This window comes from Kribbella sp. NPDC000426, assembly GCF_040300265.1.
GTDB lineage: Bacteria > Actinomycetota > Actinomycetes > Propionibacteriales > Kribbellaceae > Kribbella.
Genome location: NZ_JBEPDK010000010.1, coordinates 24,138 through 50,774, shown reverse-complemented (window position 1 = coordinate 50,774; position 26,637 = coordinate 24,138). Strand labels below are relative to the sequence as shown.

The 26,637-nt window shown below is 68.1% G+C and carries 26 protein-coding genes; 23 read left to right on the top strand and 3 right to left on the bottom strand.

Annotated features, from left to right (window positions below; genetic code table 11):
* Positions 1-165 precede the first annotated feature (165 nt).
* The 5 genes from ABT313_RS39440 to ABT313_RS39420 all read left to right on the top strand — a co-directional run bounded on the left by ABT313_RS39440 (position 166) and on the right by ABT313_RS39420 (position 6,087).
* On the top strand, positions 166-1,443 hold the full coding sequence (locus ABT313_RS39440) for an ABC transporter substrate-binding protein (protein ID WP_350865119.1): 1,278 nt from the start codon (positions 166-168) through the stop codon (positions 1,441-1,443).
* On the top strand, positions 1,440-2,318 hold the full coding sequence (locus tag ABT313_RS39435) for a carbohydrate ABC transporter permease (protein WP_350865116.1): 879 nt from the start codon (positions 1,440-1,442) through the stop codon (positions 2,316-2,318). The genes ABT313_RS39440 and ABT313_RS39435 overlap by 4 nt, the downstream gene beginning before the upstream one ends.
* Entirely contained in the window at positions 2,315-3,136 is an 822-nt protein-coding gene (locus tag ABT313_RS39430) for a carbohydrate ABC transporter permease (protein WP_134110289.1), read from the top strand. Before ABT313_RS39435 ends, ABT313_RS39430 begins: the two co-directional genes overlap by 4 nt.
* Positions 3,137-3,180: 44 nt before the next feature.
* The gene (locus ABT313_RS39425; protein WP_350865112.1) at positions 3,181-3,936 is read left to right on the top strand and encodes a hypothetical protein; all 756 of its coding nucleotides are present in this window, start codon (positions 3,181-3,183) and stop codon (positions 3,934-3,936) included.
* 90 nt (positions 3,937-4,026) lie between these two features.
* On the top strand, positions 4,027-6,087 hold the full coding sequence (locus ABT313_RS39420) for a hypothetical protein (RefSeq protein ID WP_350865109.1): 2,061 nt from the start codon (positions 4,027-4,029) through the stop codon (positions 6,085-6,087).
* A 4-nt stretch (positions 6,088-6,091) separates the two neighbouring features.
* Here ABT313_RS39420 and ABT313_RS39415 read toward each other — a convergent pair whose 3' ends face one another.
* Positions 6,092-7,504, bottom strand: coding sequence for a glycoside hydrolase family 43 protein (locus ABT313_RS39415; RefSeq protein ID WP_350865106.1), 1,413 nt, complete (start codon positions 7,502-7,504; stop codon positions 6,092-6,094).
* Between the two features lie 119 nt (positions 7,505-7,623).
* Positions 7,624-7,848 carry a hypothetical protein gene (locus ABT313_RS39410; RefSeq protein ID WP_350865103.1) on the bottom strand — a complete coding sequence of 75 codons (225 nt, stop codon included), beginning with the start codon at positions 7,846-7,848 and terminating at the stop codon, positions 7,624-7,626.
* Positions 7,849-7,960: 112 nt separating this feature from the next.
* Between ABT313_RS39410 and ABT313_RS39405 the strand changes: the two genes are divergently transcribed.
* The 18 genes from ABT313_RS39405 to ABT313_RS39320 all read left to right on the top strand — a co-directional run bounded on the left by ABT313_RS39405 (position 7,961) and on the right by ABT313_RS39320 (position 26,183).
* Entirely contained in the window at positions 7,961-8,206 is a 246-nt protein-coding gene (locus ABT313_RS39405) for a hypothetical protein (protein WP_350865100.1), read from the top strand.
* 25 nt (positions 8,207-8,231) lie between these two features.
* On the top strand, positions 8,232-10,859 hold the full coding sequence (locus ABT313_RS39400; RefSeq protein WP_350865097.1) for a patatin-like phospholipase domain-containing protein: 2,628 nt from the start codon (positions 8,232-8,234) through the stop codon (positions 10,857-10,859).
* A 47-nt stretch (positions 10,860-10,906) separates the two neighbouring features.
* Positions 10,907-11,545 carry an excalibur calcium-binding domain-containing protein gene (locus ABT313_RS39395; RefSeq protein ID WP_350865094.1) on the top strand — a complete coding sequence of 213 codons (639 nt, stop codon included), beginning with the start codon at positions 10,907-10,909 and terminating at the stop codon, positions 11,543-11,545.
* 309 nt (positions 11,546-11,854) lie between these two features.
* Positions 11,855-12,088 (top strand): hypothetical protein, encoded by a 234-nt coding sequence (locus ABT313_RS39390; RefSeq protein WP_350865091.1) that lies wholly within the window; start codon positions 11,855-11,857, stop codon positions 12,086-12,088.
* A gap of 137 nt (positions 12,089-12,225) precedes the next feature.
* A complete protein-coding gene (locus tag ABT313_RS39385; protein WP_350865088.1) occupies positions 12,226-13,584 on the top strand; it encodes an FGGY-family carbohydrate kinase in 1,359 nt (452 codons plus the stop codon).
* Positions 13,581-14,198, top strand: coding sequence for a histidine phosphatase family protein (locus ABT313_RS39380; RefSeq protein ID WP_350865085.1), 618 nt, complete (start codon positions 13,581-13,583; stop codon positions 14,196-14,198). Before ABT313_RS39385 ends, ABT313_RS39380 begins: the two co-directional genes overlap by 4 nt.
* Positions 14,195-14,995 carry a DeoR/GlpR family DNA-binding transcription regulator gene (locus ABT313_RS39375; protein WP_350865082.1) on the top strand — a complete coding sequence of 267 codons (801 nt, stop codon included), beginning with the start codon at positions 14,195-14,197 and terminating at the stop codon, positions 14,993-14,995. Before ABT313_RS39380 ends, ABT313_RS39375 begins: the two co-directional genes overlap by 4 nt.
* 37 nt (positions 14,996-15,032) lie before the next feature.
* Entirely contained in the window at positions 15,033-16,493 is a 1,461-nt protein-coding gene (locus ABT313_RS39370) for an FGGY family carbohydrate kinase (RefSeq protein ID WP_350865079.1), read from the top strand.
* Positions 16,490-17,509: a 2-hydroxyacid dehydrogenase gene (locus ABT313_RS39365; RefSeq protein WP_350865076.1), complete on the top strand. Its 1,020-nt coding sequence runs from the start codon at positions 16,490-16,492 to the stop codon at positions 17,507-17,509. Before ABT313_RS39370 ends, ABT313_RS39365 begins: the two co-directional genes overlap by 4 nt.
* 21 nt (positions 17,510-17,530) lie before the next feature.
* The gene (locus ABT313_RS39360) at positions 17,531-18,226 is read left to right on the top strand and encodes an MgtC/SapB family protein (protein WP_350865073.1); all 696 of its coding nucleotides are present in this window, start codon (positions 17,531-17,533) and stop codon (positions 18,224-18,226) included.
* A gap of 22 nt (positions 18,227-18,248) precedes the next feature.
* Positions 18,249-18,680 (top strand): MarR family winged helix-turn-helix transcriptional regulator, encoded by a 432-nt coding sequence (locus ABT313_RS39355; RefSeq protein ID WP_350865070.1) that lies wholly within the window; start codon positions 18,249-18,251, stop codon positions 18,678-18,680.
* A complete protein-coding gene (locus ABT313_RS39350) occupies positions 18,677-20,074 on the top strand; it encodes an MFS transporter (protein WP_350865067.1) in 1,398 nt (465 codons plus the stop codon). The genes ABT313_RS39355 and ABT313_RS39350 overlap by 4 nt, the downstream gene beginning before the upstream one ends.
* A 41-nt stretch (positions 20,075-20,115) precedes the next feature.
* Complete coding sequence (locus ABT313_RS39345; protein WP_350865064.1) at positions 20,116-21,030, top strand: inositol monophosphatase family protein; 915 nt, start codon at positions 20,116-20,118, stop codon at positions 21,028-21,030.
* On the top strand, positions 21,027-21,977 hold the full coding sequence (locus tag ABT313_RS39340) for a carbohydrate ABC transporter permease (RefSeq protein WP_350865061.1): 951 nt from the start codon (positions 21,027-21,029) through the stop codon (positions 21,975-21,977). Before ABT313_RS39345 ends, ABT313_RS39340 begins: the two co-directional genes overlap by 4 nt.
* The gene (locus tag ABT313_RS39335; RefSeq protein WP_350865058.1) at positions 21,974-22,786 is read left to right on the top strand and encodes a carbohydrate ABC transporter permease; all 813 of its coding nucleotides are present in this window, start codon (positions 21,974-21,976) and stop codon (positions 22,784-22,786) included. The genes ABT313_RS39340 and ABT313_RS39335 overlap by 4 nt, the downstream gene beginning before the upstream one ends.
* A gap of 2 nt (positions 22,787-22,788) precedes the next feature.
* Positions 22,789-24,108 carry an ABC transporter substrate-binding protein gene (locus ABT313_RS39330; RefSeq protein ID WP_350865054.1) on the top strand — a complete coding sequence of 440 codons (1,320 nt, stop codon included), beginning with the start codon at positions 22,789-22,791 and terminating at the stop codon, positions 24,106-24,108.
* On the top strand, positions 24,105-24,779 hold the full coding sequence (locus tag ABT313_RS39325; RefSeq protein ID WP_350865051.1) for a glycerophosphodiester phosphodiesterase: 675 nt from the start codon (positions 24,105-24,107) through the stop codon (positions 24,777-24,779). Before ABT313_RS39330 ends, ABT313_RS39325 begins: the two co-directional genes overlap by 4 nt.
* A 207-nt stretch (positions 24,780-24,986) precedes the next feature.
* On the top strand, positions 24,987-26,183 hold the full coding sequence (locus ABT313_RS39320; RefSeq protein WP_350865048.1) for a Gfo/Idh/MocA family protein: 1,197 nt from the start codon (positions 24,987-24,989) through the stop codon (positions 26,181-26,183).
* On the opposite strand, the gene ABT313_RS39315 is transcribed toward ABT313_RS39320, so the two are convergent.
* The gene (locus tag ABT313_RS39315) at positions 26,180-26,560 is read right to left on the bottom strand and encodes a VOC family protein (RefSeq protein ID WP_350865046.1); all 381 of its coding nucleotides are present in this window, start codon (positions 26,558-26,560) and stop codon (positions 26,180-26,182) included. The genes ABT313_RS39320 and ABT313_RS39315 overlap by 4 nt on opposite strands.
* Positions 26,561-26,637 lie beyond the last annotated feature (77 nt).

The following is a 26,637-nucleotide window of genomic DNA, read 5'->3' as shown; positions in this document are numbered from 1 at the left end:
GCCCAAAACCGCGGCGGAGACCTTTTCACACCGGTCCGGACTGAATCCTTTCAATGAGGTCTTGACAGGCGCCTCGGGCCATCCGTAGCGTCCCGGTGACGAAAGTAACACGATCCTGCGGTTACTTCACAGACTTCGCCGGTATCTCGGCGCACAGGAGGACCCATGGCATTCGATCAGTCCGTCAGCCGCAGGCGGCTCCTCCAGTTGCTGGGCGGCGCCGCGGCGGCCGGGACGCTCGCCGCGTGCGGCGGTGGCGGCGGCTCGTCGTCGTCCGGCGGCACGCTCAAGGTGATCGGCGTCGGCGACCAGGAGGCCGGTCTGCGGAAGGTGCTCGACGCGTACAAGTCGTCGCACTCCGGCTTCGACTTCAACCTCTCATTCGCGCCGGCCGACCAGGTGCAGACCGCGCTGCGGACCCAGCTCGGCGGCGGCAACGCACCCGACGTACACGTCGTGTACCCCGGCAACGGCAGCGCGATGTCGATGGCCCAGCTGGCCAAGGCCGGACTGCTCGCCGACCTCAGCAGCCAGTCCTGGACGCAGAAGATCCCGGACGGCTTCAAGGGCGCGTTCCAGAGCGACGGCAAGACGTACATCTTCTCGCCGGGCTCGAGCATGCTCGGCGCGATCTACAACAAGAAGGCGTTCGCGACCGCCGGCGTCGAGGTGCCGACCACCTGGTCGGAGCTGCTGTCGGTCTGCGAGAAGCTCAAGGCGAAGGGCATCGTCCCGATCGCGCTCGGCGCGCAGACGCCGTGGATCACCCAGCTGATCCCGTACGCGCTGGTCCCGGGCACGGTCTACGCCAAGACGCCGGACTTCGACGACAAGATGCTCGCCGGGCAGGCCTCGTTCGCGGACTCCGGCTGGGTCGACGCGATGAACAAGTACCTCGAGCTGCAGAAGAAGGGTTTCTTCAACGACAACCCGAACGGTACGACGTACGAGCAGGCGACCTCGATGGTTGCCACCGGCAAGGCTGCTATGGCGGTCCAGGTGTCCGCCGTACTGTCGGCGTTCCGGGCCGCCTCGCAGACCCCGGACGACCTGTCGATGTTCCCGTTCCCGGCCACGGATGTTGCCGCTGACAACTGGATCCCCGCCGGCGTGGTGGTCGGTATCGCGGTCAGCGCGAAGAGCAAGAAGTCCGACCAGGCAAAGTCGTTCCTCGACTACTGCGGCCAGCAGGAGAACCTGAACACCTGGGCCGAAGCCGTCTCCTGCGTCCCGCTGTACGGCGACGCGAAGGTCGACCAGGCCCTGAACCTGTTCCTCCCCGCCCTGAAGGCGAACAAGGCAGTCCCCTTCATGGACCAACGCTGGCCGAACGCCGAAGTACAACCAACCCACTTCGCCGTCGTCCAGGAACTACTCGGCGGCAAAACGACTGTCGACGCCGCGCTCAAGAAGATGGACGACGCCTACCGGAAGAAGGCATGAGGGTACGCATCGCCCCGCCCTGGTGGTTCGCGGTCCCCGCGGTGGTGGTGTACGCCGTTGTGGTGCTGTATCCGAGCATCGCCGGGGCGGGGTCGGCGTTTACGGACTGGTCCGGGGTTGGGAATGCCAAGACGTTTGTGGGGATCGACAACTTCAAACAGCTCGTGCATGACAGTCAGGCGCTCGGGGCGTTGCGGAACACGTTGTTGCTGACGGTCGCGATCGTCGTTGTGCAGAACGGGATCGGGCTGTTGCTGGCGCTCGGCGTGCATACCGGGATCAAGAGCCGGATGGCGTTGCGGCTGGTGTTCTTCGCGCCGGTTGTGGTGAGTCCGGTGATGGTGTCGTTCCTGTGGAAGTTCGTGTACAACCCGGCGCCGGACGCGGGGCTGAACGCGGCCCTCGGCGCGGTCGGTCTCGGGGGGCTGCGCCAGGACTGGCTGGGCAATCCGTCGCTGGCGTTGTGGTCGGTCGCGTTCACCGTGATCTGGCAGTGCGCGGGGTACTCGATGGTGATCTTCCTGGCCGGGCTCGAAGGTGTGCCCGCCGAGCTGCACGAGTCGGCGATGGTCGACGGCGCCGGTACGGTCGCTCGCTTCCGGCACATCACCTGGCCGTTGCTCGCGCCGGCGGTGACGATCAACGTGATGCTGTCGACGGTGGGCGGGCTCACGTTGTTCACGCAGATCATCGCGATGACGAACGGCGGGCCCGGGTACGCGACGGACACGCTGTCGACGGTGTTGTACAAGCAGGCGTTCGTGTTCGGGAAGTTCGGCTACAGCACTGCAGTCGCGCTGGTACTGGCGATCTTCGTCGCGGCCGTGTCGTTCCTGCAGATCGGGTACCTGAGGTCGAGGGAGACGGCGGCATGAAGTATCGCCCGCGCACGTTCCTGCTGGAGCTGGTGATGATCGCGGTCGCGATCGGGTTCCTGTTCCCGGTGTACGTGCTGGTGACGCTCGCGTTCAAGGACCCCCAGCAGATCGCGAACCGGCCGTTGTCGCTGCCGTCCCCGCCGAGCGTGGGCAGCTTCGGCGAGGCGTGGCGATCGGCCGGGCTGAGCTCGGCCCTGCTGAACAGCACGTTGATCACCGTCGTCAGCGTGCTGCTGCTGATCGCCTTGGGCTCGCTCGCGGCGTACTTCCTGGCCCGTACGGCGACCCGCCTGAGCTACAGCCTCTACATCCTCTTCCTGGTCGGCATCATCCTGCCGTTCCAGCTGGGGATGATCCCGCTGTACCAACTCGTCGACAACCTCGGCCTGCTTGGGACCTACCAGGGGATGATCCTTTTCTACACAGGGATCCAGCTGCCGTTCACGGTCTTCCTGTACACGGGCTTCATCCGGTCTCTCCCCGCGGACTACACCAACGCCGCGCTGATCGACGGCGCCTCACATCTCCAGGCGTTCGCGCACGTGATCTTCCCGCTGCTACGGCCGATCACCGGCACAGTCCTGATCCTGAACGCCGTACAGATCTGGAACGACTTCTTCACCCCGCTCCTGTACCTCGGCGGCTCCGGCCACGAGACGGTCCCCGTCCGGGTCTTCGCATTCGTCAACCAGTACACGTCGAACTACGGCCTGGTCGCCGCCGGCCTGATCCTCGCCGCCCTACCGATCCTGCTCCTGTTCCTGGTCCTACAGCGCTACGTCATCCGCGGCTTCGCCTCCGGCCTGAAGGGATGACCTCCTTCGTACCGGACACTGTCCTTTCACGAAGGGGGAGCGAGATGGTACGTCGGTTGCTCGCCGGACTGTTGGCCGTCGGGGCGATGCTGGGTGGGGTTGTGGTTGCGGCGCCGGCCGAGGCGGCGGTGAAGGACACGCTGTTGCCGGGGCAGAAGCTGCTGGCGCTCCAATCCATCAAGTCGGCCAGCGGTGTGTACACGCTGACCATGCAGCGCAACGGCAACGTGACGCTGCTGCAGCGCGGTACGAGAGAGCCGCTGTGGATCACCAACACGTACCGGCCCGGGGCCGTGCTCGTGATGGGCACCGACGGCGTGATGCGGGTCATCTACGGCCGGACCACGATCTGGTCGATGGGCGCCGCCAGCCCGCAGGCGAAGCTGGTCCTGCCGAACACGGGCCTGCTCGGGATCTACAACACCCGGAACAAAGCAGTCTGGAACCGGCACATGGTGATCGGCACCCTCATGCCGAACGCGCTGCTGCGCGCCCAGGACAGCGCCGGCCGCGACGTGACGATGTACTCCGTCAACCACGTCTACACGCTCCAGTTGCTGACGAACGGCAACCTGGTCTTCCTGAAGAACGGCAAGACCATCCTGTGGAGCACCGGCAAGACCGGATGGCCGGAGTCCAGGGCCTACATCGACAGCAGCGGCCGGTTCGGCACCCTGAACCGTGACGGCGACGAGACCTGGGGCTACGACAGCCGCCGGGCCGGAACCGTCGTCCAGATCCGCGACGATGGGCACTTTCTGCTGATCAACGGCCGGACGGTCGTCAAGACGTTCGTTTGATGTAACGCGGGAGCGGCTGGGCCGATACAACAGCGGGTGCGCATCGGTTCGCCCATTCTGGCTCTGGGGGTTCCGTTGCGTAACGTTCTTGTGCGTTTGGCCGCGCCGCTGGCGGTGTCGGCTCTGATGCTGACCGTGGCCGCGCCGGCCATGGCATCGGTCGAGCAGTCTGCGGCCGTTCCCTCGGTACCGGCCGGTGTGCGGGTGAAGGGCACGTTCACCGGTATCGACCTGGCCTGGAGCCTGCCGGCCGACCAGGGGAGTGGCCTCACCGGCTTCGTCGTCCACCGCAGTGTGAACGGGACCGAGACCACCTATCCGATGCCGCCGACCAAACTGAACTGGCAGGACACCGAGCGGATCCAGGGTGCGCTGTACTCCGTGGCCGCGGTCAACGCCGACGGTGAAGGACCGGCCAGCACGCCCGGCCCGGCCGACACCGTGCCGAACGCGCCGGTCGCCGCGCCGACCGATGCCATCACCGTCGCGAACACCGTGACGACCGACGGCGTCAGCCGGACGTTCCTCGGCCAGATCGCCGTCCAGGGCGCGACCCAGGTGATTCCGCTCGCCACCTCCGGTCCGACGCAGCAGGTCGACAAGGCCATCGCGGCCTCGGCCGACGGACGGCAGGTCGTCTTCTCGCAGGGGCAGACGAGCCTGTGGACGGTCTCGGCGGTCGTCCCGCACGCGCAGCCGGTGAAGATCCTCGACGGCTCGAGCGGGATCACGACGAAGTCCTGGTCACCGGACGGCACCAAGATCGCCTTCGAACGCGAGCAGAGCGGCTCCTCCTGTATCGAGGTCATCGGCGCTACCGGCGGTACGCCGACCCGAGTCGGCTGCAACCTGTCCGCACCGTCGTGGCTGCCCGACAACCAGACCCTGATCGTCAAGGACCAGGTGACGGGCAAGCTGCGGCGCGTCCGGGCGAACGGCACGGTCCTGACGACGTACGCCGGCACCGAGCTGGCCCAGCACCCGGTCGCGTCCCCGAACGGTCTGTGGATCGCCTACTTCAAGAACACCTCGGTCAACGTGATCCCGGTCGCCGGCGGCACTCCCGTACCGGCGTATCCGTACGGCACGGGTGGGGACTCGATCAGCTGGGCGAGGTCCGACCTCTTGCTCGTCGCCCGCCGGACCGATACCGGGAGCAGCACGCTCCAGCAGATCCCGGTCAACGACGGACGGCCGTACGCGAACGTGGAGCTGTTCGTGCCGCCGGCGGGAGAGACGGTCGAGTCGGCCGTCTGGCAGGGTCCGCGGCTCACGATCAAGCCGACCCCGGCCGTGGTCGGGTCGAACCTGTCGCTCCCCTTCGACACGACCGGACTGGTCAATCCCTACATCAGTTGCGAATTCGACGGCGTGAAAACCGCGCCCTGCCCGGCGACGCCCTTCCAGAGGACCGGCGTCACAGCCGGCCAGCACGTACTGCGGATCTGGGGCGTCGAGGACGGCGGCCGCGGCACCGAGGCCGTTCGCTGGCTGACGGTCGACACCACCACCCCGACCGTCAAGGTGACCGGCCCGACGTTCGACGTCACCAAGGCCGCGACGGCGAACGTGACCTACGCCGGCGCGGATGACAACGGCGTCGCGTCGTACGACGTCAGGTGGCGGATCGCGCCGACCGCCGGGAACTTCGGCGCCTACGCCACGGTCAAGTCCGGTACGACGGCAACCTCGGTGGCCATCGGTCTTGCGGCGGGCTACGAGTACTGCGTCTCCGTCCGGGCTCGCGACATCGCCGGCAACGTCTCGGGCTGGACCGTCGACAAGTGCTTCTCCCGGCCCTCGGACGACCGGCTGATGGGCGCCGCCAAGGGATGGGTCCGGGCGTCCAACCGCGCGTACTACCTGGGCACCGCGACCGCTACCACCACCAAGGGCATCTCGGTCTCGCGCAGCGTCCAGGCCAAGCGGCTGTTCCTCATCGCGACCAAGTGCGTGACCTGCGGCGGACTGAACGTCTACTACAACGGCAAGTACGTCGGTGCCGTGAACCTGTACAAGGCCACGACCGAGTACCAGGCGATCATCCCGCTGCCGGTGCCGGCGGCCTTCCTCACCGGATCCGTCCTGCTGACCACGCGGACGTCCGGCCAGATCTACCAGGTCGACGGGCTCGCCGTACGCCGTACCTGATCGTCTAGTACACCTCGATGCGGTCGAGGCTGATGACCGTGCTGGCCGATGCCGGGTTCTTGTCGCCGGTGACTCGCACCTTCAAGGTGTGGGCACCGGCGGCGAGTGTCGGGGTGATGTACATCAGCTGCTCGCCGACTCGGATCGAGCTGTAGTAGTCGATGCGCTGCTCGGGGCCGCCGTCGACGGAGATCGCGGCGATCCCGTTGCCGGTGTCGGCGACGCTGAGCAGGGCGGCGCGGGTGCCGGTGAAGTGGATCGTGGCGGTCGCGTTGGTCTCACCGCTCCAGTGGTCGTTGCCCCAGAAGCACTGGTTGCCACAGCCGGATCCCGAGCTCCAGTTCCCGGCGTACTCGACCGTGCTGTCGGTGTCGTTGATCCAGTAGTTCGACGAACCGGGGTCGCCGGACGGCAGGTTCTGGGTGGCGCCGGCGGCGAGCGGCCGACCGAGGTTCGGCGTCCCGTCGGCGTTCCAGGTGATCTTCTGGACGCGGGTCGTACGGAATGAATACGTATACGTACTGGTGTTCTTGCCGTGGTACGCGATCCAGTCCTCGGTGCCGTCGGGCGACTTGAAGAACGAGTGGTGGCCCGGACCCCAGACGCCGGTCTCGTCGTTACGGGAGAAGATCGGGCCGGCGTGCTGGACCCAGTTCGACGCGACCATCGGGTCGGCGCCGTTCGCGATGCTCTTCATCCACAGCTGGTAGTCCGGTTTGCCGGTGTCGCACGTCGAGTAGGTGAGGAACGTACGGGTCGCGCCGTACAGCGGGGTCGGTCCTTCGCGGACCTCCGAGCAGCCGCCGTCCGCCGCGATGGCGACGCGATCGCCGGTTGCCGTCCACGGGTTGCTCATCCGGACGATGTACAGCTGGGCCGGTCCGCCCTGACCGCGGCCGGGACCGGTCCAGACGAAGTACTGCCGGCCGTTGACCGTGATCGGCTCGCCGTCGATCGCGTACTCGCCGAAGTCCGCGATCTTCGCCTTGAAGGAGTACGGACCGAGCGGGTCGTCGCCGGCGGACTCGAGGACGTACATCCGGTGGTTGGCGTCGACGCCGTCCGAGGCCGTGTAGTAGATGTACCAACGGCCGCCGACGTGGCGGAACGCCGGCGCCCACATCTGCGTGTTGCGGCTGGTGTCCGAGTCCCGCCACACCACCTGCTCGGGTTGCACGAGCAGCGTGGCGAGACTGGACGACGACCAGATCCCGATCCGATCGCCGCGGGTCGTCGCGACGTAGTACCTGCCGTTGTAGAACATCAGCGACGGATCCGCGGCCGGATTCACCGGATTCCGGAAGGTCTGCGAGGCCACTGCGGTCTCCTGCGTCTCGACTGCTGGTGCGGGCGGCGCCAGTACGCCGGTGAGCAGTACGGCGGCTGTTGCGGTCACTGCGGCACGGAACGACCTCATGACACACCTCTCGAAACCTGGGGGGCGGACCAGTCTCTCTCAAGGTTCTACTGGCTCTTTACCAACGTTGTAAACCCTTCGAACAAAGATCGAATGGGTCCGCCGCCCGGACCCCTCGATCAGCCGCGCTCGTGCTTGTCGAGCTTCTTCTGCGCCCGCTTCGCGTCCCGCTGGGCGGAATGGATCTGGCTCGCCGCGGTCTTGATCGCCTGTTTCGAGCCAGGCATGCCGCGCAGGCGTTGCGCGTCCCGCTGGCCTTCCTTGGCCATCTCGACGCGCGAGTTCGCGGAGTCGACCGCCTGCTCCAGACGACGCTGCTTGCGGTTCTGTCCCCAGCTACCCATAACTGTCTGCCTTTCGTGAGCGTTCGTTGCTGACGGGGGTTCTGACGCCGACCGTAGAACCTGCAGTTCCTTGTCCAGCACCCTTTCGATCTGGGTCGAAAGGAACCCGGGGGTGAGGTATGGCGTCTCACCGCACATGAAGCTCAAGGTGCGGGTCGTGCACTACCGGCCGGACGGCTGGTACGCCGACATCGACGACGCCGACGATCGTCAGCCGGACGATCCCTACTGGTACGCCGACGGCTGCCGGACCCAGGCCGAGGCGATCGCGCTCGGCTGCTCCCAGCTCGCCGCGCTCGACCAGGCAGTTGCCGCCGGCACGCTTCCGTCCCGGATCAGCGAGACCGTCGCCGCCTGATCCCCCGGACCGTCAGACTAGGGCGATGCTCGGTGAATCTGACGGCACCAGAGGCGACGCGACGATCGAGCAGGTCGGCCGCCGCCGGACCTTTACCAGCACACTCCAGCTCGCGATCATCCTCGCGATCGTGCAGGCCCCGATGCGTTCGGCGGTCGGCCAGGCGGCCGGTGCGCCGCTCGGTTGCGCGGCGCCGGCGCGGCTGTCGCTCCTTCTCGACGCGACGTTCATCATGGCGTACATCTACGCGGCGTACCGGGCGTACAAATACGTCAAGTTCCTCGATCGCCAGTCCTGGACGCAGATCGCGGCCGTCGGTTCCTGGCTCGTCCTGCTCGCCGCCGCACTCGACGTCGCCGAGGACATCCGGCTCTGGAGCGACTTCGGATCCGGCCCGTGCGCGGATCTCTCGGCCGGCTGGCTGACCTGGTTGATGCGAGCAACCTTCCTGGTCGGCGCAGTGATCCTCGCGGTCTGCCTCCTCGCGACGAGCCGCTTCGGCCAGCGGAAGTGGTACGGCGTGGAGCCCGCCTCGCCCGCGACGTTCCGGCGCGCCAAGCGCGACAACAAGGACGCCGGCCGGCTCGTCATCACCTGTTCCGGCGGTGGGATCCGCTCCGCCTCGTTCTGTCTCGGCGCGCTGCAACTGCTGCGCGAGTGCGAGCTGTACGACAAGGCGTCGACGGTCATCGGCGTGAGCGGCGGCGGTTACATGGCGGCCGCGTTTCACGTACTCCGTCGTACCTGCGCGGATCCGTTCTCGCCGGGATCGCCCGAGCTGGCCCGCCTGCGCCGGCAGACGCGGTATCTGCTGTCGGGCGGCCGGGCGATGTTCCGCGCGGCGCTGTCGGTGCTCTTCGGCCTGGTCGTGAACCTGCTGCTGATCGGCATCATGCTGCGAGCGATCGCGTGGGTGCTCGGCTGGTTCCTCGCGGACCAGAAGGTGATTACGTCAGGGCTGCACGTGGACTGGCGGCCGGACGACTCCTGGTACTTCGTCGGTCTGTCCGTCTTCCTACTCGCGGTCAGCGCGCTGATGTTCCTGATCGAGAAGGTCTGGGACCGCTGGGCGCGGATGCCCGACAGCGTCCGCATGATCCTCAACTGGATCGGCAACCTCACCTTGCGGTACGGCGTACCCGTCGCGGTTCTCCTGCTCGGAGTGCCGGGAGGCCTTTATCTGCTGGGAAAGATCCCGGACGGATCGAGTGATCTGCCGTCACTGCTCCTGGCGTTGGTCGATCCAACGAAGCAGGGTGTCGCCTCGTTCGGCGCGCTGGTCGTCGTACTGATCGGGCTCGGAAAGTCGGTGTGGAACGGGCTGACGGTCGAGGCCGCGACCGGGTTCCGCCAGCGGCTGCTGGTGTTCGCGCGGACCAAGCTGGCGCCGTGGGCGGGGAGCGCGATCATCGTGGTTGCCGCGATCATCGTTCTGCTCCGCTGGACGGGCGGGTACGCGACCGACCCGTCGTACCAGGAGGACTGGAACGTTGCGTTGGTGCTGGCCGCGATCGCGCTCGCGATCAAGCTGCTCACCGACGCGAACCGGACCTCGCTGCACTCGTTCTACCGGGAGCGGTTGTCGCGCGCGTTCCTGGTGACGCGGAAGGAGAACGGCGCCGCGGTCGCGCTCGACTACCACCTGCGGCTGCGGTACTCGGACTGGGCCAAGCCGGTCGCCGGCGGGCCGCAGCTGGTCATCGCCGGGGTCGCGAACGTCGACGATCCGGACTTCGTACCGACGGAGCGGGACTGCGTGCCGTTCGTGTTCGACCCCGAGCAGATCGGGATCGTGGGGGATCGGTCGCTGCCGGACGGCGGCCGTCGGGTGACCGACGACTACGAGCGCGAGGCCGACGTACTCAAGCGTGAGGTGACGGTGCCGGCCGCGATGGCGATCAGCGGGGCCGCGTTCAGCCCGCTCACCGGCCGGGCGAACGCGCGGACCAGGCCGGTGCGGCTGCTGCTCGCCGTACTCAACGCGCGGTTGGGCGTCTGGCTGCCGAACCCGTACTGGAACAACCGCGCCGAGGCCGCGTTCCCGGACCGCCACGGCTTCGTCCCGAAGGTACGGCGGTACGTCGGCAGCGTGATCGACAAGCCCGGACCGTACCGGCTGCTGCACGAGGCGGTCGGGTCGCCGTCGATGTACGAACGCCGGATCTACGTGACCGACGGCGGCCATTACGACAACCTCGGCCTGGTCGAGGCGCTCCGCCGCAAGCCCGCGCAGGTGATCGTGATCGACGCGTCCAACGACGTCGAGGATCGTTTCACCGCCCTCGCCGAGGCGATCGCGACCGCCCGGATGGACCACGGCATCGAGGTCGACCTCGACCCGTCCCCGATGATCCGCGGCACCAAGCCCCGCGCCGACCGCGCCTGGGCCTACGGCGTCGCCACCCACCCGCGGGAGGACGGCGAGGAGAAGCCCTGCACAACCGAGGTGTTCTTCGTCAAAGCCGTCCTCGCCGGCCACCTCGAGTGGGACCTGGAGCAGTACGCGGTCGAGCACGACGACTTCCCCCGCCGCACCACCGGCGACCAGTCCTACGACGAATGGGACTTCGAGGCCTACCGCTCCCTCGGCTACTCGATCGCCCGCTCCCTCACCGACCACACCAAGGCGCACGCCCGTCTCTTCGAGATGTAACACAACGTCACGGTGACTGGATGTAACCCCCGAGGGGGGAACTCACCATGGCAACTTTCAATTCACCACCAGGCTGGCCGGCGCCGCCGCAGCCGAACTGGGAACCGCCGCCCGGCTGGCAACCGGACCCGTCCTGGCCGCCGGCGCCACCCGGGTGGGCGTTCTGGCTGAACGCGCGAGGGCTGCGCGCCCGCGGACCGAACGGACGGTACGGCGCCGAGCCGCCGGTCAAGCTGATCGCCGGCTGGGCCGCGGGTGCGGTCGCGTTCATCGTCATCCTGGCGGCGATCGGTGGCAGCAACAGCCCGGCGGCGGTGTCGTCGACACCTGGGACGACAGTCACCGTCCCCGGCCCGACCACGACGGTGACAGCGGCCGGAGCACCAGTCACCGTGCAGCAGACGGTTCCCGGGCCGACGGCAACCGTCACGCTGCCGCCGCTGCCCGCGCTGACTGTCACAGTCGCGCCGCCGCCGACGCGGCGGACGACGAAGACCACCGCGCCGGTGCCGCTGGTGCAGAGCACCCGGAGCACCGAACCCACGAAGACAAAGCCACCGGAGACCAGCGTGTACTACGCCAACTGCGCGGCCGTCCGGGCAGCCGGCAAAGCACCGTTGTACCGGGGCGACCCCGGGTACGCCGCACATCTCGACCGCGACAACGACGGGGTCGCGTGCGAGTAGTCCACCAACACGCTGTGTGTCCACAGAAAAGGCTGTGGATAAAGGGGTCTAGTTGTGGATATGTGGACGGTTGCTGTGGACAACCTGGGCGTCGGCTGTGGAGGGGGCAACTAATGCCGGTGAGGATGCACGTGCAGTCCGGCCAGTGAGAGAGCGGTTGCCGGGGTGGGGTTCTGGTGGTGAGATAGGTGGCCGTGTGCCGGATGAAACTTTACGAAGATTTATCCGTGACATTCGGCGTGCCAGCTCGTTGATCTGTCAGGCAGTTCGCGAATCAGCGGATCGCTGGGGAATCCGGAGGGACCGCTCGTGCACAAGTTCAACGCTCCACCCGACTGGCCTGAACCACCGAGTGACACCTGGCGCCCGCCGGTGGGCTGGGAGCCCGACCCGGCCTGGCCCGACGCTCCGGCCGGTTGGGGTTTCTGGACCAACCGCAACGGCCGCCGCAGCAGCGGCCCGATCGGTGCGTACGGCGCGGTCGACGCCGGCCGCCTCGAGCTGGCGACGGTCGACCCGGCCCTGGTGCTGATGCACTCCTGATCGTCCATCCCGGCTCCCGCATGCCGACCGGCTGCGGGAGCCGTGCTGTGTCCGCGTTCGGTCAGGGGGCTGGCGCGTTCTTATCGCCTTCTGGTGTTATGTTATCAACCTAGATAACACTCACCTGGGAGGGCTTCGTGGGCTGGATCGGTCTCGACCTCGGCACGCAAAGTGTGCGTGCCGTGCTGGCCGATGCCAAGGGCCAGGTGCTGGCCCGGGCAACCCGTCCGCTCACCAGCCACCGTGACGGCGTCCGCCACGAGCAGGACCCTCAGGCGTGGCTCGATGCCGTCGACGCGGTCCTGGCTGAGGTCGGAGCGGCCGGGCTCGACGGCATCGCGATCTGCTCGACCTCCGGCACCTTCCTCCTGACCGACCGCGCTGGCCGCTCGGTCACCCCGGCTCTGATGTACGACGACGCCCGCGCGGCCGCCCGTCGCGACCACATCGTGGACGCCGACCCGGACCGCTGGTCCACGAGCATGCAGCCGACCTGGGCCCTCCCGAAGATCCTCGACCTGGTCGCGGACGGTCACGAGCTCGCCGATCGCCGGGTCGTCCACAGCGCCGACTTCGTCGCAGCCCACCTCGTCGGCCATCCGGTCGCCACCGATACCAGCCATGCGCTCAAGACCGGGTACGACCTGGTCGCCGAGGCCTGGCCGACCGCTGCTTTCGACAAGCTCGGTCTGCCGCTGTCGGCGTTCCCCGAGGTCGTCCGCCCCGGGACGGAGCTCGGCCGCACCCCGGCCGGCGTACCTGTCCACGCCGGCATGACGGACGGCTGCGCCGCCCAGATCGCCGCCGGCGCGCTCAGCCCGGGCGCCTGGAACTCCGTCCTGGGTACGACGCTTGTCCTCAAGGGCGTCAGCAAGGACCTCCTGACCGACCCCACCGGAGCCGTCTACAGCCATCGTCATCCCGACGGCGGGTGGCTCCCCGGTGGCGCGTCGAGCAGCGGCGCCGGCGTACTCAGCGAGCTCCTCCCAGGAGCCGACCTCGACGCCCTCGGCAACGCCGCCCGCTCCGCAGCTCCGATCAACGCCGTGACGTACCCGCTGACCAAGACCGGCGAGCGGTTCCCCTTCGTCGCGCCGCAAGCCGAGCGCTTCACCCTCGGCAGCACTCCCGACGACGTGCACACGTACGTCGCCGTACTGCACGGCGTTGCGTTCATCGAGCGGCTCGCGTTCGAGCACCTCGAGACGCTCGGCGCCGACCCGGTCCGTTCGGTCTCGCTCACCGGGGGAGCCACGCGGAGCGACTACTGGAACCAGCTCCGCGCCGACGTACTCGGCGTACCGGTGGAGCTTCCGGCTGTACCAGATCCGGCGTACGGCATGGCAATCCTGGCTGCGTCCGGCGGGACCGACCTCACCGGCACCGCGCGCCGCATGGTCCGCGTGGATCGCGTGCTCGAACCAGCCGGCCAACGGCTCGACGATTTGTACGGCGCATTTGTCGCAGAGCTCGATCGCCGGGGGTACCGCGGATGAGAACGACGATCGTCCTGGCCCGCCACGGCCGGACCGAATGGCATCACGGCAACCGGTACACCGGTTCGACGGACCTCCCGATCGACGAGGTCGGCGTACAACAGGCGCAGCAACTCAAGGACTGGGCGCTGGACTACGCGCCGGACGCATTGTGGTGTTCGCCGATGCTGCGAGCGCGGCAGACGATCGGACCGGTCGCCCAGACCCTGGGCTTGGAGCCGACCCTGGACGCGCGGCTGCGGGAGGTCGACTTCGGTTCGGCCGAGGGGAAGATGCTCAGCGAACTGCCCCCGGCGGTGGCGAAGGCGTTCGCGCTGGACCCGGTGCTCGACCACTTCCCGGGTGGTGAGCATCCCGCCGACGCGGCCGACCGGGTGCACGAGGTCGTCGCGGAGATCGCCGAGCGGCACGAGGGCCAGCGGGTCCTCGTCGTCGCACACAACACACTCATCCGGCTGCTCGTGTGCAGGGTGCTCGGACTGCGATTGAACGACTACCGCAGACTGCTACCTGCACTCGGTCCCGCGGCGCTGGTGCGTTTCCGGTGGCAGGACGGCACAGTGGGTCTCGAGGCGTACAACGTTCCAGCACTACGTTTGGAGACCTGGCAATGACATCGGAAGTCGATGGTGACACCACCGAACTGAGCCGGCCCGCGCGCCGGCAGGCCGAGATCGCGGCGTACGTCGTGAAGCACGGCTCGGTCTCGGCCAACGACCTGGTCGAGGCGTTCGGGGTGAGCGTGATGACGGTGCACCGCGACCTGGACGAGCTCGAGCGGCAGGGCGTGGTCCGCAAGTACCGCGGCGGCGTCAGCGCGCAGCCGACCAGCGTGTTCGAGAGCAACGTCGCGTACCGGCTGAACACCGCGCATGCGGAGAAGGCCGCGATCGCCCGGCACGCGCGGGCGATGATCGAGCCCGGGATGTCGGTGATGCTCGACGACTCGACCAGCGCGCTGGCCCTGATCGACCTGATCGAGGACATCACACCGTTGACCGTGGCAACGAACTTCCTGCCCGCGATCACCCGGCTGTCCCAGCTCCGCGACATCACGCTGCTCGCCCTCGGCGGGATCTACTCCGCGACCCACGACTCGTTCGGCGGGATGCCGTGTGCCGAGGCCGTCGAGGCGCTGCACACCGACCTGCTGTTCTGCTCGGTGTCGGCGGTGTCGTCGACGCACGCGTTCCACCAGGAGGAGGAGATCGTCCTGGTGAAGCGGGCGATGTTGCGCTCGGCAAGGACCAAGGTGCTGCTGGTCGACCACGCCAAGCTGCAGCGCACCGCCCTGCACCGGCTCGCGCCGCTCACCGATTTCGACGTCGTCATCGTCGACGAGAAGACCCCGCAGGACCTGATCAAACCGCTGCGCGACCACGGCGCCACCGTGGAGGTAGCCAAACTATGAACGCTGCAGCTCAGCTGCAGCGTTGAGGAGGGGGCTCATGGACGTCGGAGTAGACGTCGGCACCACCGTGACCAAGGCGGTCGCCTTCGACGCCGGCGGCCGCCCGTTGGCCGAGGCCTCCCGGCCGACACGCCTGGTGCATCGCAGTACCGGGCGCTTCGAGCACGAGACCGAGGAGATAGTTGCCTCGGTCAACGAGGTTGTCCGCGAGTTGGCCGGTACGGTCGGGAATCGGCCCGGCGTGCTGGCGATCACCGCACAGGGCGACGGCCTCTGGCTGGTCGACGACGCGGGTACGCCGGTCCGCCCGGCGATCTCGTGGCTGGACGCGCGGTCGAGCCCGATCCTCGAACAGTGGACGACGGACGGTGTCGCCGAGCGGGTGTTCCGGCGATCCGGCAACCGGATGTTCCCCGGTGCGTCGGGGCCGCTGCTGGCCGCCGTACGCGCGGAGGAGCCTGAGGTGATCGATCGGGCCGGTACGGCGGCGTACTGCAAGGACGTCGTGATGCAGGCGCTGACCGGAGTGCGCGCGACGGATGTGTCGGACGCGTCCGCACCGTTCCTCGATCCCAGGACCGGGGAGTACGACGAGGATGCGCTGGCGGCGACAGGGCTGTCGGAGGTACGTCGATTGCTGGCGCCGGTTGCTGCCGGCGGGCCGGTTGGCGAGCTACGTGACGACTCGACCGGGATGGCCGCCGGGACAAGGGTGTCTGCCGGACCGTACGACCTCCCGGCTGCTGCCGCCGGTGCTGGCGTGACCGAGCCCGGTGATGCGCTCCTGACCGTCGGTACAACGTTGGCGTGCCAAGTAGTCACTCGTGAACTGCCGGTCGACGGCGAGCCGGCCGGTCTGTTCCTCGGCACCTGGACGCCCGGCGTCTGGCTGCGTGCCATGCCTGCCATGGTCGGTACGGCCGCTCTCGATCGCGTGCTCGCACTTGTCGGCGTCGGCACCGATGACCTCCCGTCGCTGCTCGCCGACAGCCGACCGGGCGCATCCGGCGTCACGGTCCTGCCGTACCTGTCCGAGGCCGGCGAACGCGCGCCGTTCGTCGACACCCGCGCCCGCGGCACGATCGACGGCATCTCACTGGCCACGACGACGGCCGACCTCGTCCGCGCCACCTGCGAAGGGATCGCGTACGCCGCTCGCCACTGCCTCGACGCAGCCGGCTGGACCGGGCGCGTGACGGTCTGCGGCGGTGGTGCGCGGAGCAGCGAGTGGACCCAGATCCTCGCCGACGTACTGAACGCGCCGCTGCACACCGCCGAGGCCGAACAGGTCGCCGCGCGCGGTGCGGTCATGTGTGCCCGACGCGCCGTCGACCCGGACAGCGCCGGAGCGGAGTGGATCGCCGAGACCCGCCAGGTCGACCCGGATCCGGCCCGAGCTGAGTTCTACGCCGAGGGATACGCCCACTACCTGCGCCGCATCGAGGCGGCCCGCCCACGCTGGTCCGACCCAGCACCCACATTCACAGGAGATCGATGAGAACCGTCAAGACGCTGCTCGCCGGCGATCACTTCGTCCGCAACGACCTGCTCGCGGCGGCGCTCGGCGCGATCCCGGACGTCGCGTTCGAGTTTCGTGAGGTCACGTTGCCCTGGCCGCTGACGCCGTACGGGCGGGTCGCCGAGGTGGACGAGGCCAGCGACGTGGAGGACGAGCTGATCGAGGCGCTGGCGGGGGTCGAGCTCGCGGTCACGCAGATGGGGCCGTTCACGGAGCGCGTGCTGGAGGCCGCACCCGACCTGCGGTACTTGGTCGTCTGCCGCGGCGGCCCCGTGAACGTGAACGTCGCCGCTGCGGCGAAGCGCGGGGTCGCGGTGGCGTCCACTCCCGGGCGCAACGCGGTGGCGGCCGCGGAGCACGCGGTCGCGTTGATGATGGGTGCCCTGCGCAACCTTCCGCGGCTGCAACGGACGCTGGAGCAGGGCGAGTGGCGCTCCGATCTCTACGCGTACGACGAATGCGGTGTCGAGCTCGACGGATCCACGGTCGGGCTGGTCGGGTACGGCGCGATCGGGCAACGGGTTGCGCGGGTGATGCTTGCCTTCGGCGCCCATGTCCTGGTCGCCGATCCGTACGTCGAGCAGGCGCCGGACGGCATCGAGTTGGTGGAACTCGACGAGCTGCTCAGGCGGTCCGACGTGGTGAGTCTGCATGCCCGGTTGACCGATCAGACCCGCGGCATGATCGGTGCGGAACAGCTGGCGTCGATGCCGCGGGGCGCCGTACTCGTGAACACAGCGCGCGGTGGTCTGCTCGACTACGACGCAACGGTGGACGCGCTGGAGTCGGGGCAGCTGGGGGCAGCGGCGTTCGACGTGTTCCCGGCCGAGCCGTTGCCCGCCGGGTCGCGGTTGCTGACCGCGCCGAATATCGTGATGACACCCCACCTCGCAGGCGCAACTCGGCAAACCGCCCATCGTGCGGGCTCGATCGCGGCCGAGGCGGTGGCAGCCTTCCTGTCCGGAAAGGATCCCGTGGGACTGGTCTCCGCCTAGGCGGGGCACAGGGTACAAACCATGAAACTGGCAACATCTAGTACCTGGACCGAGTTGCTGCTGTTGCTGATCGCGTTCGTGCTGTCGATGATCATCGGCATCGAGCGGCAGATGCGGCAGAAGAGCGCCGGAATGCGGACACACACGCTGGTCGGCACCGGCGCCGCGCTGTTCACCTTGGTCTCAGGCTTCGGCTTCAGCGCCGTCCTCGGGACCGACGTCAACCTGGACCCGTCCCGGATCGCGGCCCAGATCGTCTCCGGCGTCGGCTTCCTCGGCGCCGGGGTGATCTTCATGCGCCGCGACGTGGTCCGCGGGCTCACAACCGCGGCCACGATCTGGATGACGGCCGCGATCGGGATGGCCTGCGGCGCCGGGATGCCGGTGCTCGCGGTCGCCGCGACGCTGCTGCACCTGGTCGCGGTCGGCCCGTTCGCCCGGCTCGGCCGGTTCCTGCCCTCGCCGGACCGGCGGCGCATCGTCACGGTGCGGTACGACGACGGCAACGGCGTACTGCGGACGATCCTGTCGACCGCTACGTCGATGGGGTTCGAGGCCTCGGTGCTCGGGACCGAGGTGCACCGGGACGGGGCGCGGCCGCAGGTACGGGCGTCGATGCGGTTCACCGGGCGGCCGCCGTTGCAGCACCTGGTGCTCGCGCTGGACGACCTCGACGGGGTCACCGGGGTGCGACTGCGGGAGGACGACGACGATTGAAACCATCAGCTATGCTGATGGTATGAGTACATCGGATGTTGCTGCCCACGAGATCCGGACCAGCCTGTTCCGGCTGGTCCGCCGGCTGCGGCAGGAGCGTCCCGAGGGCGAGCTCAGCTACTCCCAGTTCAACGTGCTGGGCTGGCTGGAACGCGAAGGTGCGATGACGAACGCGGACCTGGCCGCCGCCGAGCGCGTCACCCCGCAGACGATGATGCGCGCGACGACCGACCTGGTCTCGAGCGGTTTCATCAGCCGTGCTGATAATCCTGCCGACCGTCGCCAGATCCTCCTCGAGATCACCCCAGCCGGCGCCACCCTCGTCCGCGAAGACCGCCGCCGCCGCGACACCTTCCTCGCCAAAGCCATGGAAGCCACCCTCACCCCCACCGAACAACAACTCCTCCACCTCGCCGCCCACCTGATGGACCAGCTGTCGGAGGTTGTCGAGTGACCAAGGCGGTCGAGGAACGCGAGGCGGTTCGGACCGACGAGCCGGGCGGCCTGCCGGCGCGGTACGCCGCTTCGGTGGGGCTTGGCACGTTGTTGCAGCCGTTGAACTCCTCGATGATCGCGGTCGCGTTGGTGGCGATCGGCGCGGACTTCCACGCGGGGACCGAGACGCAGTGGCTGGTCTCGGGGCTGTATCTCGCAACGGCGGTCTCGGCGCCGACGGCCGGGCGGCTGGCTGATCTCGTCGGTGCCCGTCGCGTGTTCCTCGCCGGACTTGCGCTCGTGGCCGTCGTGTCGGCGCTGGCTCCACTTTCGCCGAGCCTCGGGTGGTTGATCGTCGCCCGGGTCCTGCTCGGAATCGGGACCGGCGCGCAGTTCCCCTCGGGTGTTGCGATGATCCGGCGGATCGCCGATCGGCGGAAGGCCTCGGCTGTCGGCGCGCTGGGGCTGCTCTCCGTCTTCGCGCAAACCTCAGCCGCGTTGGGCCCGAGCGTCGGTGGCTTCCTGGTCGGCTCGTTCGACTGGCAGGCGATCTTCCTCGTCAACCTCCCGGTCGCCGCGGTCGCGGGCATCGCCGTACTCCGCCTGGTGCCCAAGGATCCACCTCGGCCTGCGGATGACGGCCGCAAGCTCTGGCGGGAGATCGACCTCGCCGGCCTGCTTCTGTTCACACTCGCGATGACCGCGCTGATGCTGGTCCTGCTCTCGCTCACCACCAATCCGAACTGGTGGTTGCTCGCCGCAGCGGTCCCGCTCGCCGCGCTCTTCATCCTGTGGGAGCGGCGCTCCACGACCCCGTTCGTCGACGTACGCCTGCTGGCCCGCAGCGCGCCGCTGTCCATCGGCTACCTCCGCACGATGCTCACGTATGTCGCCTTCTACGCGATCTTCTACGGCCTCCCGGGCTGGCTTGAGCAGGCCCGCGGCCTCGACCCGACACGGGTCGGCCTGGTCGTCCTCCCGATCGCCACGCTCGGCGCAATTACGGTCGCGATCGCGACCCGCCTCGCCCGCAAGCACGGAGACCGGCTGCTGCTGATGATCGGTTCGGCCGGGCTGCTGGTCGGCGGCGCGGCGCTCGCGTTCGGAGTACACGCCGGTACGTCGATCGCCGTGCTCGTCGTGATCAGCGCGATCCTCGGCGTACCGAACGGCTTCAACGGACTGGGCAACCAGCTCGCGGTCTACCGGGCCGCCCCGCCGGAGGTCGCGGGCGCCGCGGCGGGCCTGTTCCGGACCTCGCAGTACGTCGGGGCGAACCTCGCGGCGGCCGCGATCGCACTGGTGTTCGCGGGGCCGGCGACCGACGCCGGGCTGCACCGGCTCGGGTTGCTGGTCGGGGGGATCGCAACGATTCTGCTTCTTGATGTGATTTTCGTGAGAAAATCACAGTGATTCTCTATACGTAACCATCAAGCGGTGATAATTTCACCGGCATGCCCGCCTCAACGACACCCGCTGACCTGCGCGAACTGGCCGTCCGGCTGGCGATCGCGGCGGGCGAGGAGCTCCTGGCCCGTCAGCAGAGTCTCTCGATCGACGCCGTCGATGTCGAAACCAAAACCTCGGTCAGCGACCCGGTCAGCGCGGCCGACCGCGCCTCCGAGAAGCTCATCACCGACGGCCTCACCGCCGCCCGCCCCGGCGACGGACTGCTGGGCGAGGAAGGCGCTTCCCGCCCGTCCACCACTGGTCTGACCTGGGTGATCGATCCGCTCGACGGCACGGTCAACTACCTGTACGGGCGCGCCGACTGGTGCGTCTCCATCGCCGTCGAGGACTCCGACGGCGCCGTCGCGGGCGCGGTCCACCAGCCCCGCACCGGCACCACCTGGTCCGCCACCCGCCACGGCGGCGCCCATCGCACCATCGCGCCGCCGCCATACCAAACCGTATGGAATGGCGCGGTCGACTCGGCATGCCAAACGGTTTGGTATGGAGGCACGGACTCGCCATACCAAACGGTTTGGTATGGCGAGGGTCGGCTCGGGCCGCTGCGGGAGGTCGGGCTGGAGACGGCGTTGGTGGGCACGGGATTCTCGTATCTGCCCGAGCGGCGCGCCGAACAGGCGGCGCTGTTGCAGCACCTGCTGCCCGCCGTACGCGACATCCGGCGTGGTGGATCGGCCGCCCTCGACCTGTGCTCGGTCGCGGACGGTACGGCGGACGCGTACTACGAGCACCTCATCCAGCCCTGGGATGTCGCGGCCGGTGCACTGATCGCCCGCGAAGCCGGAGCCACCGTGGTCCGCGGACCCGGAACGGCTTTCCCACAAGGCATCCTGGCGGCCGCTCCCTCCCTGGCCGCGCCCCTGCTCGACCTGGTCACAACCCCTAGGAGGTCGGTGTGACGGTAGTAGACCTGCCGGCCCGGACGCATCCGGACGCACGAACAATTGCTGATGGCAACGATCAGCTGAAACGCCGGCGCCGCCGCGAGTACGGGCTGTTCGCCCTGCTGGTCGCGCCGAACCTGCTGGTGATCGCGGTCTTCGCGTACTGGCCGATCATCTACAACGCGTTCCTCAGCCTGACCGACTGGAACATGATCGCCGCCCGGCCGAAGTTCATCGGGCTCGCGAACTACGGCCGCACGCTGACCGACCCGGCGTTCCACAAGACGCTGTGGATCACGGTCGTGTTCACCGGTCTGATCGTGGTCGGCAGCCTGGTCATCGGGCTGGCGCTGGCGTTCCTGTTCAACCTGCCGCTGAAGGGCCGGGGCGCGGTCCGGACGATCGCGTTCGCGCCGCACATCCTGTCCGGCGCTGCGGTGGCCACGATCTGGGCGTTCATCTTCGACCCGGGGTACGGCCTGATGCGTGCGTTGATCGAGCCGTTCGGCGCGGAGCCGCCGGACTGGATGAACAACTCCGACTGGGCGCTGCCCGGGCTCGTCATCGTCTACCTGTGGAAGAACATCGGCTTCGCTGCGCTGATCTACCTGGCCGGTCTGCAAGGCCTGCCGAAGGATCTCGACGAGGCGGCCGCGATCGACGGCGCTTCGACCTGGACCCGGTTCCGGGCGATCAAGCTGCCGTTGCTTGCCCCGATCACCTTCTTCCTGCTGATCACCACGGTGATCGGCACGTTCCAGGCCTTCGACGTGATCGCGGTGATGACCGGTGGCGGCCCTGGTGATGCCACCACCACGCTGAGCTGGTCGATCTACAACGAAGGTTTCCAGGCGTTCAACGCGGGCCGCGCGGCGACGCTGTCGATCATCATGTTCGTCATCCTGCTGGTCGTCACCACGGTGCAGGCCAAGGTGATGGAGAGGCGGGTGCATTACCGATGAAGGTCCGCGCGATCCAGTACGTCGTACTGATCGGTGTGGCGGCCGTGTTCCTCGGACCGCTGTACTGGTTGCTGTCCACGGCGTTCAAGCAGCCGAGTGAGATCTACCAGTGGCCACCGGCCTGGTGGCCGCATCTGACCTGGGAGAACTTCAGCCTGGCCTGGAAGGCCGCGCCGTTCGACCGGTTCTTCCTGAACTCCACGATCATCACAGTGGTCGGTACGGCGTTGAAGGTGATCAACGCGGTGCTGACGGCCTACGCCTTCGCCTACCTGCGCTTCCCGTTCAAGAAGATCCTCTTCTTCGCGGTGCTCGGCGCGATGATGGTGCCCGGCCACGTGACGCTGCTGCCGAACTACCTGACGGTCGCGTCGCTCGGCTGGATCAATACCTACGCCGGGCTGATCATCCCCGGCATCGGGTCCGCGTTCGCGACGTTCCTGATGCGCCAGCACTTCCTCACGCTGCCCACCGAGGTGACCGATGCGGCCGCCGTGGACGGTGCCGGACACCTGCGCACGTTGTGGCGCGTCGTCCTGCCGATGTCGCAGCCGATGCTGATCACGGTCGTGGTCATCACCGCGGTCGAGGAGTGGAACAACTTCGTCTGGCCGCTGATCGTCACCAACACCGCCTCGATGCGCACACTGCCGGTCGGGCTGCTGATCCTCAAGGACGAGGAGGGTCTCGCGGCCTGGGGCACGATCATGGCCGGCACGCTGCTGGTGCTCGCGCCGATGCTGGTGATCTTCCTGATTGCCCAGCGCTACATCGTCGGCGGTATCACCCAGGGAGCTCTGAAGGGATGAGGATGCTCAAGCGCAGGATGTTCCTCGGGCTCGCGGCCGGCGCGACGCTGGCGGGTTGCGGGTACCGGTCGGTGGACGCGGTCTACTCGCAGCCGGCCGGCGCGGTGCCCAAGCAGTACGCGAACCGCACGCGAGTTGTGTTCTGGTCGCCGTACGGCGGTGTCAACGGCAAGGCGGTCGACAAGCTCGTTGCCAAGTTCAACGACTCGCAGGACGGCGTGTACGTCGAGGTGCAGTTCCAGGGCAGCTACGACGACGTGGCGCAGAAGGTCGCGGCCGCGCTGGTCGCGAAGCAGGCGCCGGATCTCGCCGTACTGTCCGACGTCACCTGGGAGCGGTTCTTCCTGAACGATGCGCTCGAGCCGCTGAACGGCTACTTCAACGACGGTTTCGGGCCCGGTGTCTACCAGGAGAAGCTGTTCGGCGAGTACGTCGTGAAGGGGCAGAGCTGGGCCGTGCCGTTCGCCCGCAGTACGCCGATCATGTACTACAACCGCGACGCGTTCGAGAAGGCCGGACTGCCGGATCGTGCGCCGCGGACGTGGAGCGAGCTGCGGTCGTGGGTGCCGTCGCTGGCGAAGGTGCAGTCCGGCGGGCGGTCGCTGCGGACGATCGCGTTCGCGAAGATCGACGGGGACTGGCAGTTCCAGGGGAACGTGTGGCAGTTCGGCGGCGCGTACTCGAAGGGCCTCGATGTCACGATCGACGAGGCCGGTGCGGTCGCGGCCGGTGAGTGGCAGCGGTCGATGGTGCACGACCTCGGGGCGGCGTACATGGCGAGCAGCCCGAGTACGGACTTCGCCAACGGGCTGGTCGCGGTGATCCAGGAATCGACCGGTGGCATGAAGACGATCAGCAGCAAGGCGAAGTTCAAGGTCGGGGCGGGGTTCATCCCTTCCGAGGTGGCGTCGGGGCTCGCGACCGGCGGTGGCGGGATCGGGATGCTGCGGAACATCTCGGACGAGCGCAAGCAGGCCGCGGCGACGTTCCTGCAGTTCCTCGCGCATCCGGAGAACTCGGCGTGGTGGACAACGCAGACCGGCTACCTTCCGGTGGTGAACAAGGCCCGCGAGGACGCCGACCTGAAGAAGCTCATCGCCGAGCAGCCGAACTACGGGGTGGCGATCGCGCAGTTGCAGAATGCGCGGCAGCAGGACGCGATCCGGCTGTACGGGCGGAACGCGAACGTGCAGATCTACACCGGGCTGCAGCAGATCTACGCGGACAACGCCAAGCCGCAGAAGGTGTTCGGGTCGGTCGCCAAGCGGCTCGAGGCGATCGGTACCGAGGTCAAGCGGCAATACGAGGAGAAGGTGCTGTGATCATCACCGGACATCGCGGTGCGCTGGGGACCGAGCCGGAGAACACGCTGCGGTCGTTCCGGCGGGCGGTCGCGGACGGCTGCGACGAGATCGAGCTCGACCTGCGGGTGAGTGCCGACGGGGAGCTCGTGATCATGCACGACGCCGCCGTCGACCGGACCACCTCCGGGTCGGGCGAGGTCGCGTCGTTGACGCTCGCGGAGCTCCGGGCGCTGGACGCCGGCCTCGGCGAGCAGATCCCGACCTGGTCGGAGACGGTCGCTGCCGTCGACGTCCGGATCCAGGCGGAGATCAAGGCCGAGGGCGCCGTACCGCTGCTCGCTCAGTCGCTGAAGTCCTCGCCGGCGCTCGCGGCCCGGACGCTCGTCACGTCGTTCCATCCGGAGATCCTGCTGGCGATCCGCGAACTCTTCCCGGACGTGACCACGGGCCACATCTTCGGCCGTACGCCGGAGATCCCCGAAGTCATCGCCCGCACCCGCGAGGCCGGCGCCACCTGGTCCCTGTGCGGCATCACCGGCCTCACCCCGTCCGGCGTCACCGAACTCCACACCGCCGGCCTCTCCGTCACCGCCTGGCCCGTCCCCGACCGCGACACCCTGGCCCAAGCCGTGGCCCTAGGCGTCGACGGCATCACCACCGACAATCCGCACCTGCTCGCCGCCGGCTGACCCGGATCTCCGGTCAGACGAGTGCCGCGGACCGCCACCACTCACCAACCGCTCGCTCGCTGTCGCCCAGGTCTCATACGTCGCATGCCCCGCCCTCGCCGACCGCCCTTGGTGAGTGCCGCACGTCCGCCGTGTTCCGTAGATCACATAAATCAACGTGCGAATTTGTTCTTCCGTGGAACATAAATGTGTGATTGCCTTGTCGGCATGGGAATCAGCATCGGCGTGGTTGGCGCCGGACAGTTTGCTCCTTCGTTCCTGCGGCTGTGGTCCGCGCACCCGGACGTGTCCGAGGTGCGGCTGACCGACGTGATCCCGGAGCGGACCGCGGAGATGGCCGCCAAGCAGGGCATCGCGGTCACGCACGCGTCGTTCGAGGAGATGCTCGAGTCCGACCTGGACGCGGTCGCGATCTTCACCCAGCGCTGGCTGCACGGTGAGATGGCGATCAAGGCGCTCGAGGCCGGCAAGCACGTGTACTCGACGGTCCCGATGGCGATCGAGGCGGACCAGATCGCGCGCATCATCGAGCTGGTCAAGGAGACCGGCCTGACCTACATGATGGGCGAGACCAGCTTCTACTACCCGTCGTCGGTGTACTGCCGGCAGAAGCTCGCCGAGGGCGCCTTCGGTCGGGTGTTCTACTCCGAGGGCGACTACGTCCACGACATGGATCTCGGGTTCTACGCGGCGTACCAGTACTCCGGTGGCGACGACTGGAAGAAGACCGCGTCGTTCCCGCCGCTGCTCTACCCGACGCATGCCGTCGGCAACGTTCTCTCGGTGACCGGTCAGCACGCCACGCACGTGTCGGCGATCGGGGTGAAGGACGACCGCGGCGACGGCGTCTTCGACAAGGACGTCAGCCAGTTCAACAACGACTTCTCGAACGCGACCGCGCTGTTCAAGCTCGCCGACGGCGGCATCATGCGGACCAACGAGATGCGCCGCGTCGGGTACCCGTCGCACATCCGCGAGTCGCGGCTGCGCGTGTTCGGCACCGAGGGCAGCTTCGAGCAGCTCGCCACCACGACCCTGTGGCAGAACAAGGAAGGCGTCGAGGACGTCTCCCACCTGATGGAGACCAAGCCGAGCAGCTCACTCGACGACGCCGACCTGGCGAACGTCGACCCGGCGCTGCGCGACGCGTTCCGCTCCGGCCTGTCCCCGGTGCACGACCGCAGCCGGCTGCCGAAGGAGTTCGACGGCATGCACAACGGCCACGAGGGCTCCCACCACTTCCTCGCCGACGACTTCGTCCGCGCGGTGGCCGACAAGACCCTCCCGCCGATCAACGCCTGGGTCTCGGCCCGCTACACCCTGCCCGGCATCTTCGCCCACCAGTCCGCCCTGCAAGGCGGCGTACAGCTCGAGATCCCCGACCACGGCGACGCCCCGGTCTAGAGATAGTTGCTGAGCTCGATCAGGTTTTGGTCGGGGTCGCGTAGGTACACGCTGAGGATTGGTCCGGTCGCGCCAGTGCGCTCGACCGGACCTTCTTCGATCTGGGCGCCGTGCTGGACGAGCTCGGCCTGCACCTGCTCGATCGGGTCGTCGACGATGAAGCACAGGTCGGCGGTCCCAGGTCCGGGGCGTGCGGCCTTGGGCTCGAACTCGTGGCCGGCCTGGTGGAGGTTGATCTTGCTGGTGCCGAAGGTCAGTGCTCGCCGACCGCCCTTGAAGGTGACCGGCTCCATCCCGAGCACCCGCTGGTAGAAGTCGACGGTCGCGTCCACGTCCGCAACCGTCAGGACAAGGTGATCCAACCGATCGATCCGCATCTCACCGAGGTTAGCTTTGCAGCGCCGGAGTGACGTTTGTTGTTCAAGAACGCGACGCTCCGCTCAGGTTGCAGCAG

Bases quoted from the DNA above. Each gene is read 5' to 3' on its own strand.
- ABT313_RS39440 (WP_350865119.1), top strand. From the start codon at position 166: ATGGCATTCGATCAGTCCGTCAGCCGCAGGCGGCTCCTCCAGTTGCTG.
- ABT313_RS39435 (WP_350865116.1), top strand. From the start codon at position 1,440: ATGAGGGTACGCATCGCCCCGCCCTGGTGGTTCGCGGTCCCCGCGGTG.
- ABT313_RS39430 (WP_134110289.1), top strand. From the start codon at position 2,315: ATGAAGTATCGCCCGCGCACGTTCCTGCTGGAGCTGGTGATGATCGCG.
- ABT313_RS39425 (WP_350865112.1), top strand. From the start codon at position 3,181: ATGGTACGTCGGTTGCTCGCCGGACTGTTGGCCGTCGGGGCGATGCTG.
- ABT313_RS39415 (WP_350865106.1), bottom strand. From the start codon at position 7,504: ATGAGGTCGTTCCGTGCCGCAGTGACCGCAACAGCCGCCGTACTGCTC.
- ABT313_RS39410 (WP_350865103.1), bottom strand. From the start codon at position 7,848: ATGGGTAGCTGGGGACAGAACCGCAAGCAGCGTCGTCTGGAGCAGGCG.
- ABT313_RS39400 (WP_350865097.1), top strand. From the start codon at position 8,232: ATGCTCGGTGAATCTGACGGCACCAGAGGCGACGCGACGATCGAGCAG.
- ABT313_RS39395 (WP_350865094.1), top strand. From the start codon at position 10,907: ATGGCAACTTTCAATTCACCACCAGGCTGGCCGGCGCCGCCGCAGCCG.
- ABT313_RS39380 (WP_350865085.1), top strand. From the start codon at position 13,581: ATGAGAACGACGATCGTCCTGGCCCGCCACGGCCGGACCGAATGGCAT.
- ABT313_RS39375 (WP_350865082.1), top strand. From the start codon at position 14,195: ATGACATCGGAAGTCGATGGTGACACCACCGAACTGAGCCGGCCCGCG.
- ABT313_RS39370 (WP_350865079.1), top strand. From the start codon at position 15,033: ATGGACGTCGGAGTAGACGTCGGCACCACCGTGACCAAGGCGGTCGCC.
- ABT313_RS39365 (WP_350865076.1), top strand. From the start codon at position 16,490: ATGAGAACCGTCAAGACGCTGCTCGCCGGCGATCACTTCGTCCGCAAC.
- ABT313_RS39360 (WP_350865073.1), top strand. From the start codon at position 17,531: ATGAAACTGGCAACATCTAGTACCTGGACCGAGTTGCTGCTGTTGCTG.
- ABT313_RS39355 (WP_350865070.1), top strand. From the start codon at position 18,249: ATGAGTACATCGGATGTTGCTGCCCACGAGATCCGGACCAGCCTGTTC.
- ABT313_RS39345 (WP_350865064.1), top strand. From the start codon at position 20,116: ATGCCCGCCTCAACGACACCCGCTGACCTGCGCGAACTGGCCGTCCGG.
- ABT313_RS39335 (WP_350865058.1), top strand. From the start codon at position 21,974: ATGAAGGTCCGCGCGATCCAGTACGTCGTACTGATCGGTGTGGCGGCC.
- ABT313_RS39330 (WP_350865054.1), top strand. From the start codon at position 22,789: ATGCTCAAGCGCAGGATGTTCCTCGGGCTCGCGGCCGGCGCGACGCTG.
- ABT313_RS39320 (WP_350865048.1), top strand. From the start codon at position 24,987: ATGGGAATCAGCATCGGCGTGGTTGGCGCCGGACAGTTTGCTCCTTCG.
- ABT313_RS39315 (WP_350865046.1), bottom strand. From the start codon at position 26,560: ATGCGGATCGATCGGTTGGATCACCTTGTCCTGACGGTTGCGGACGTG.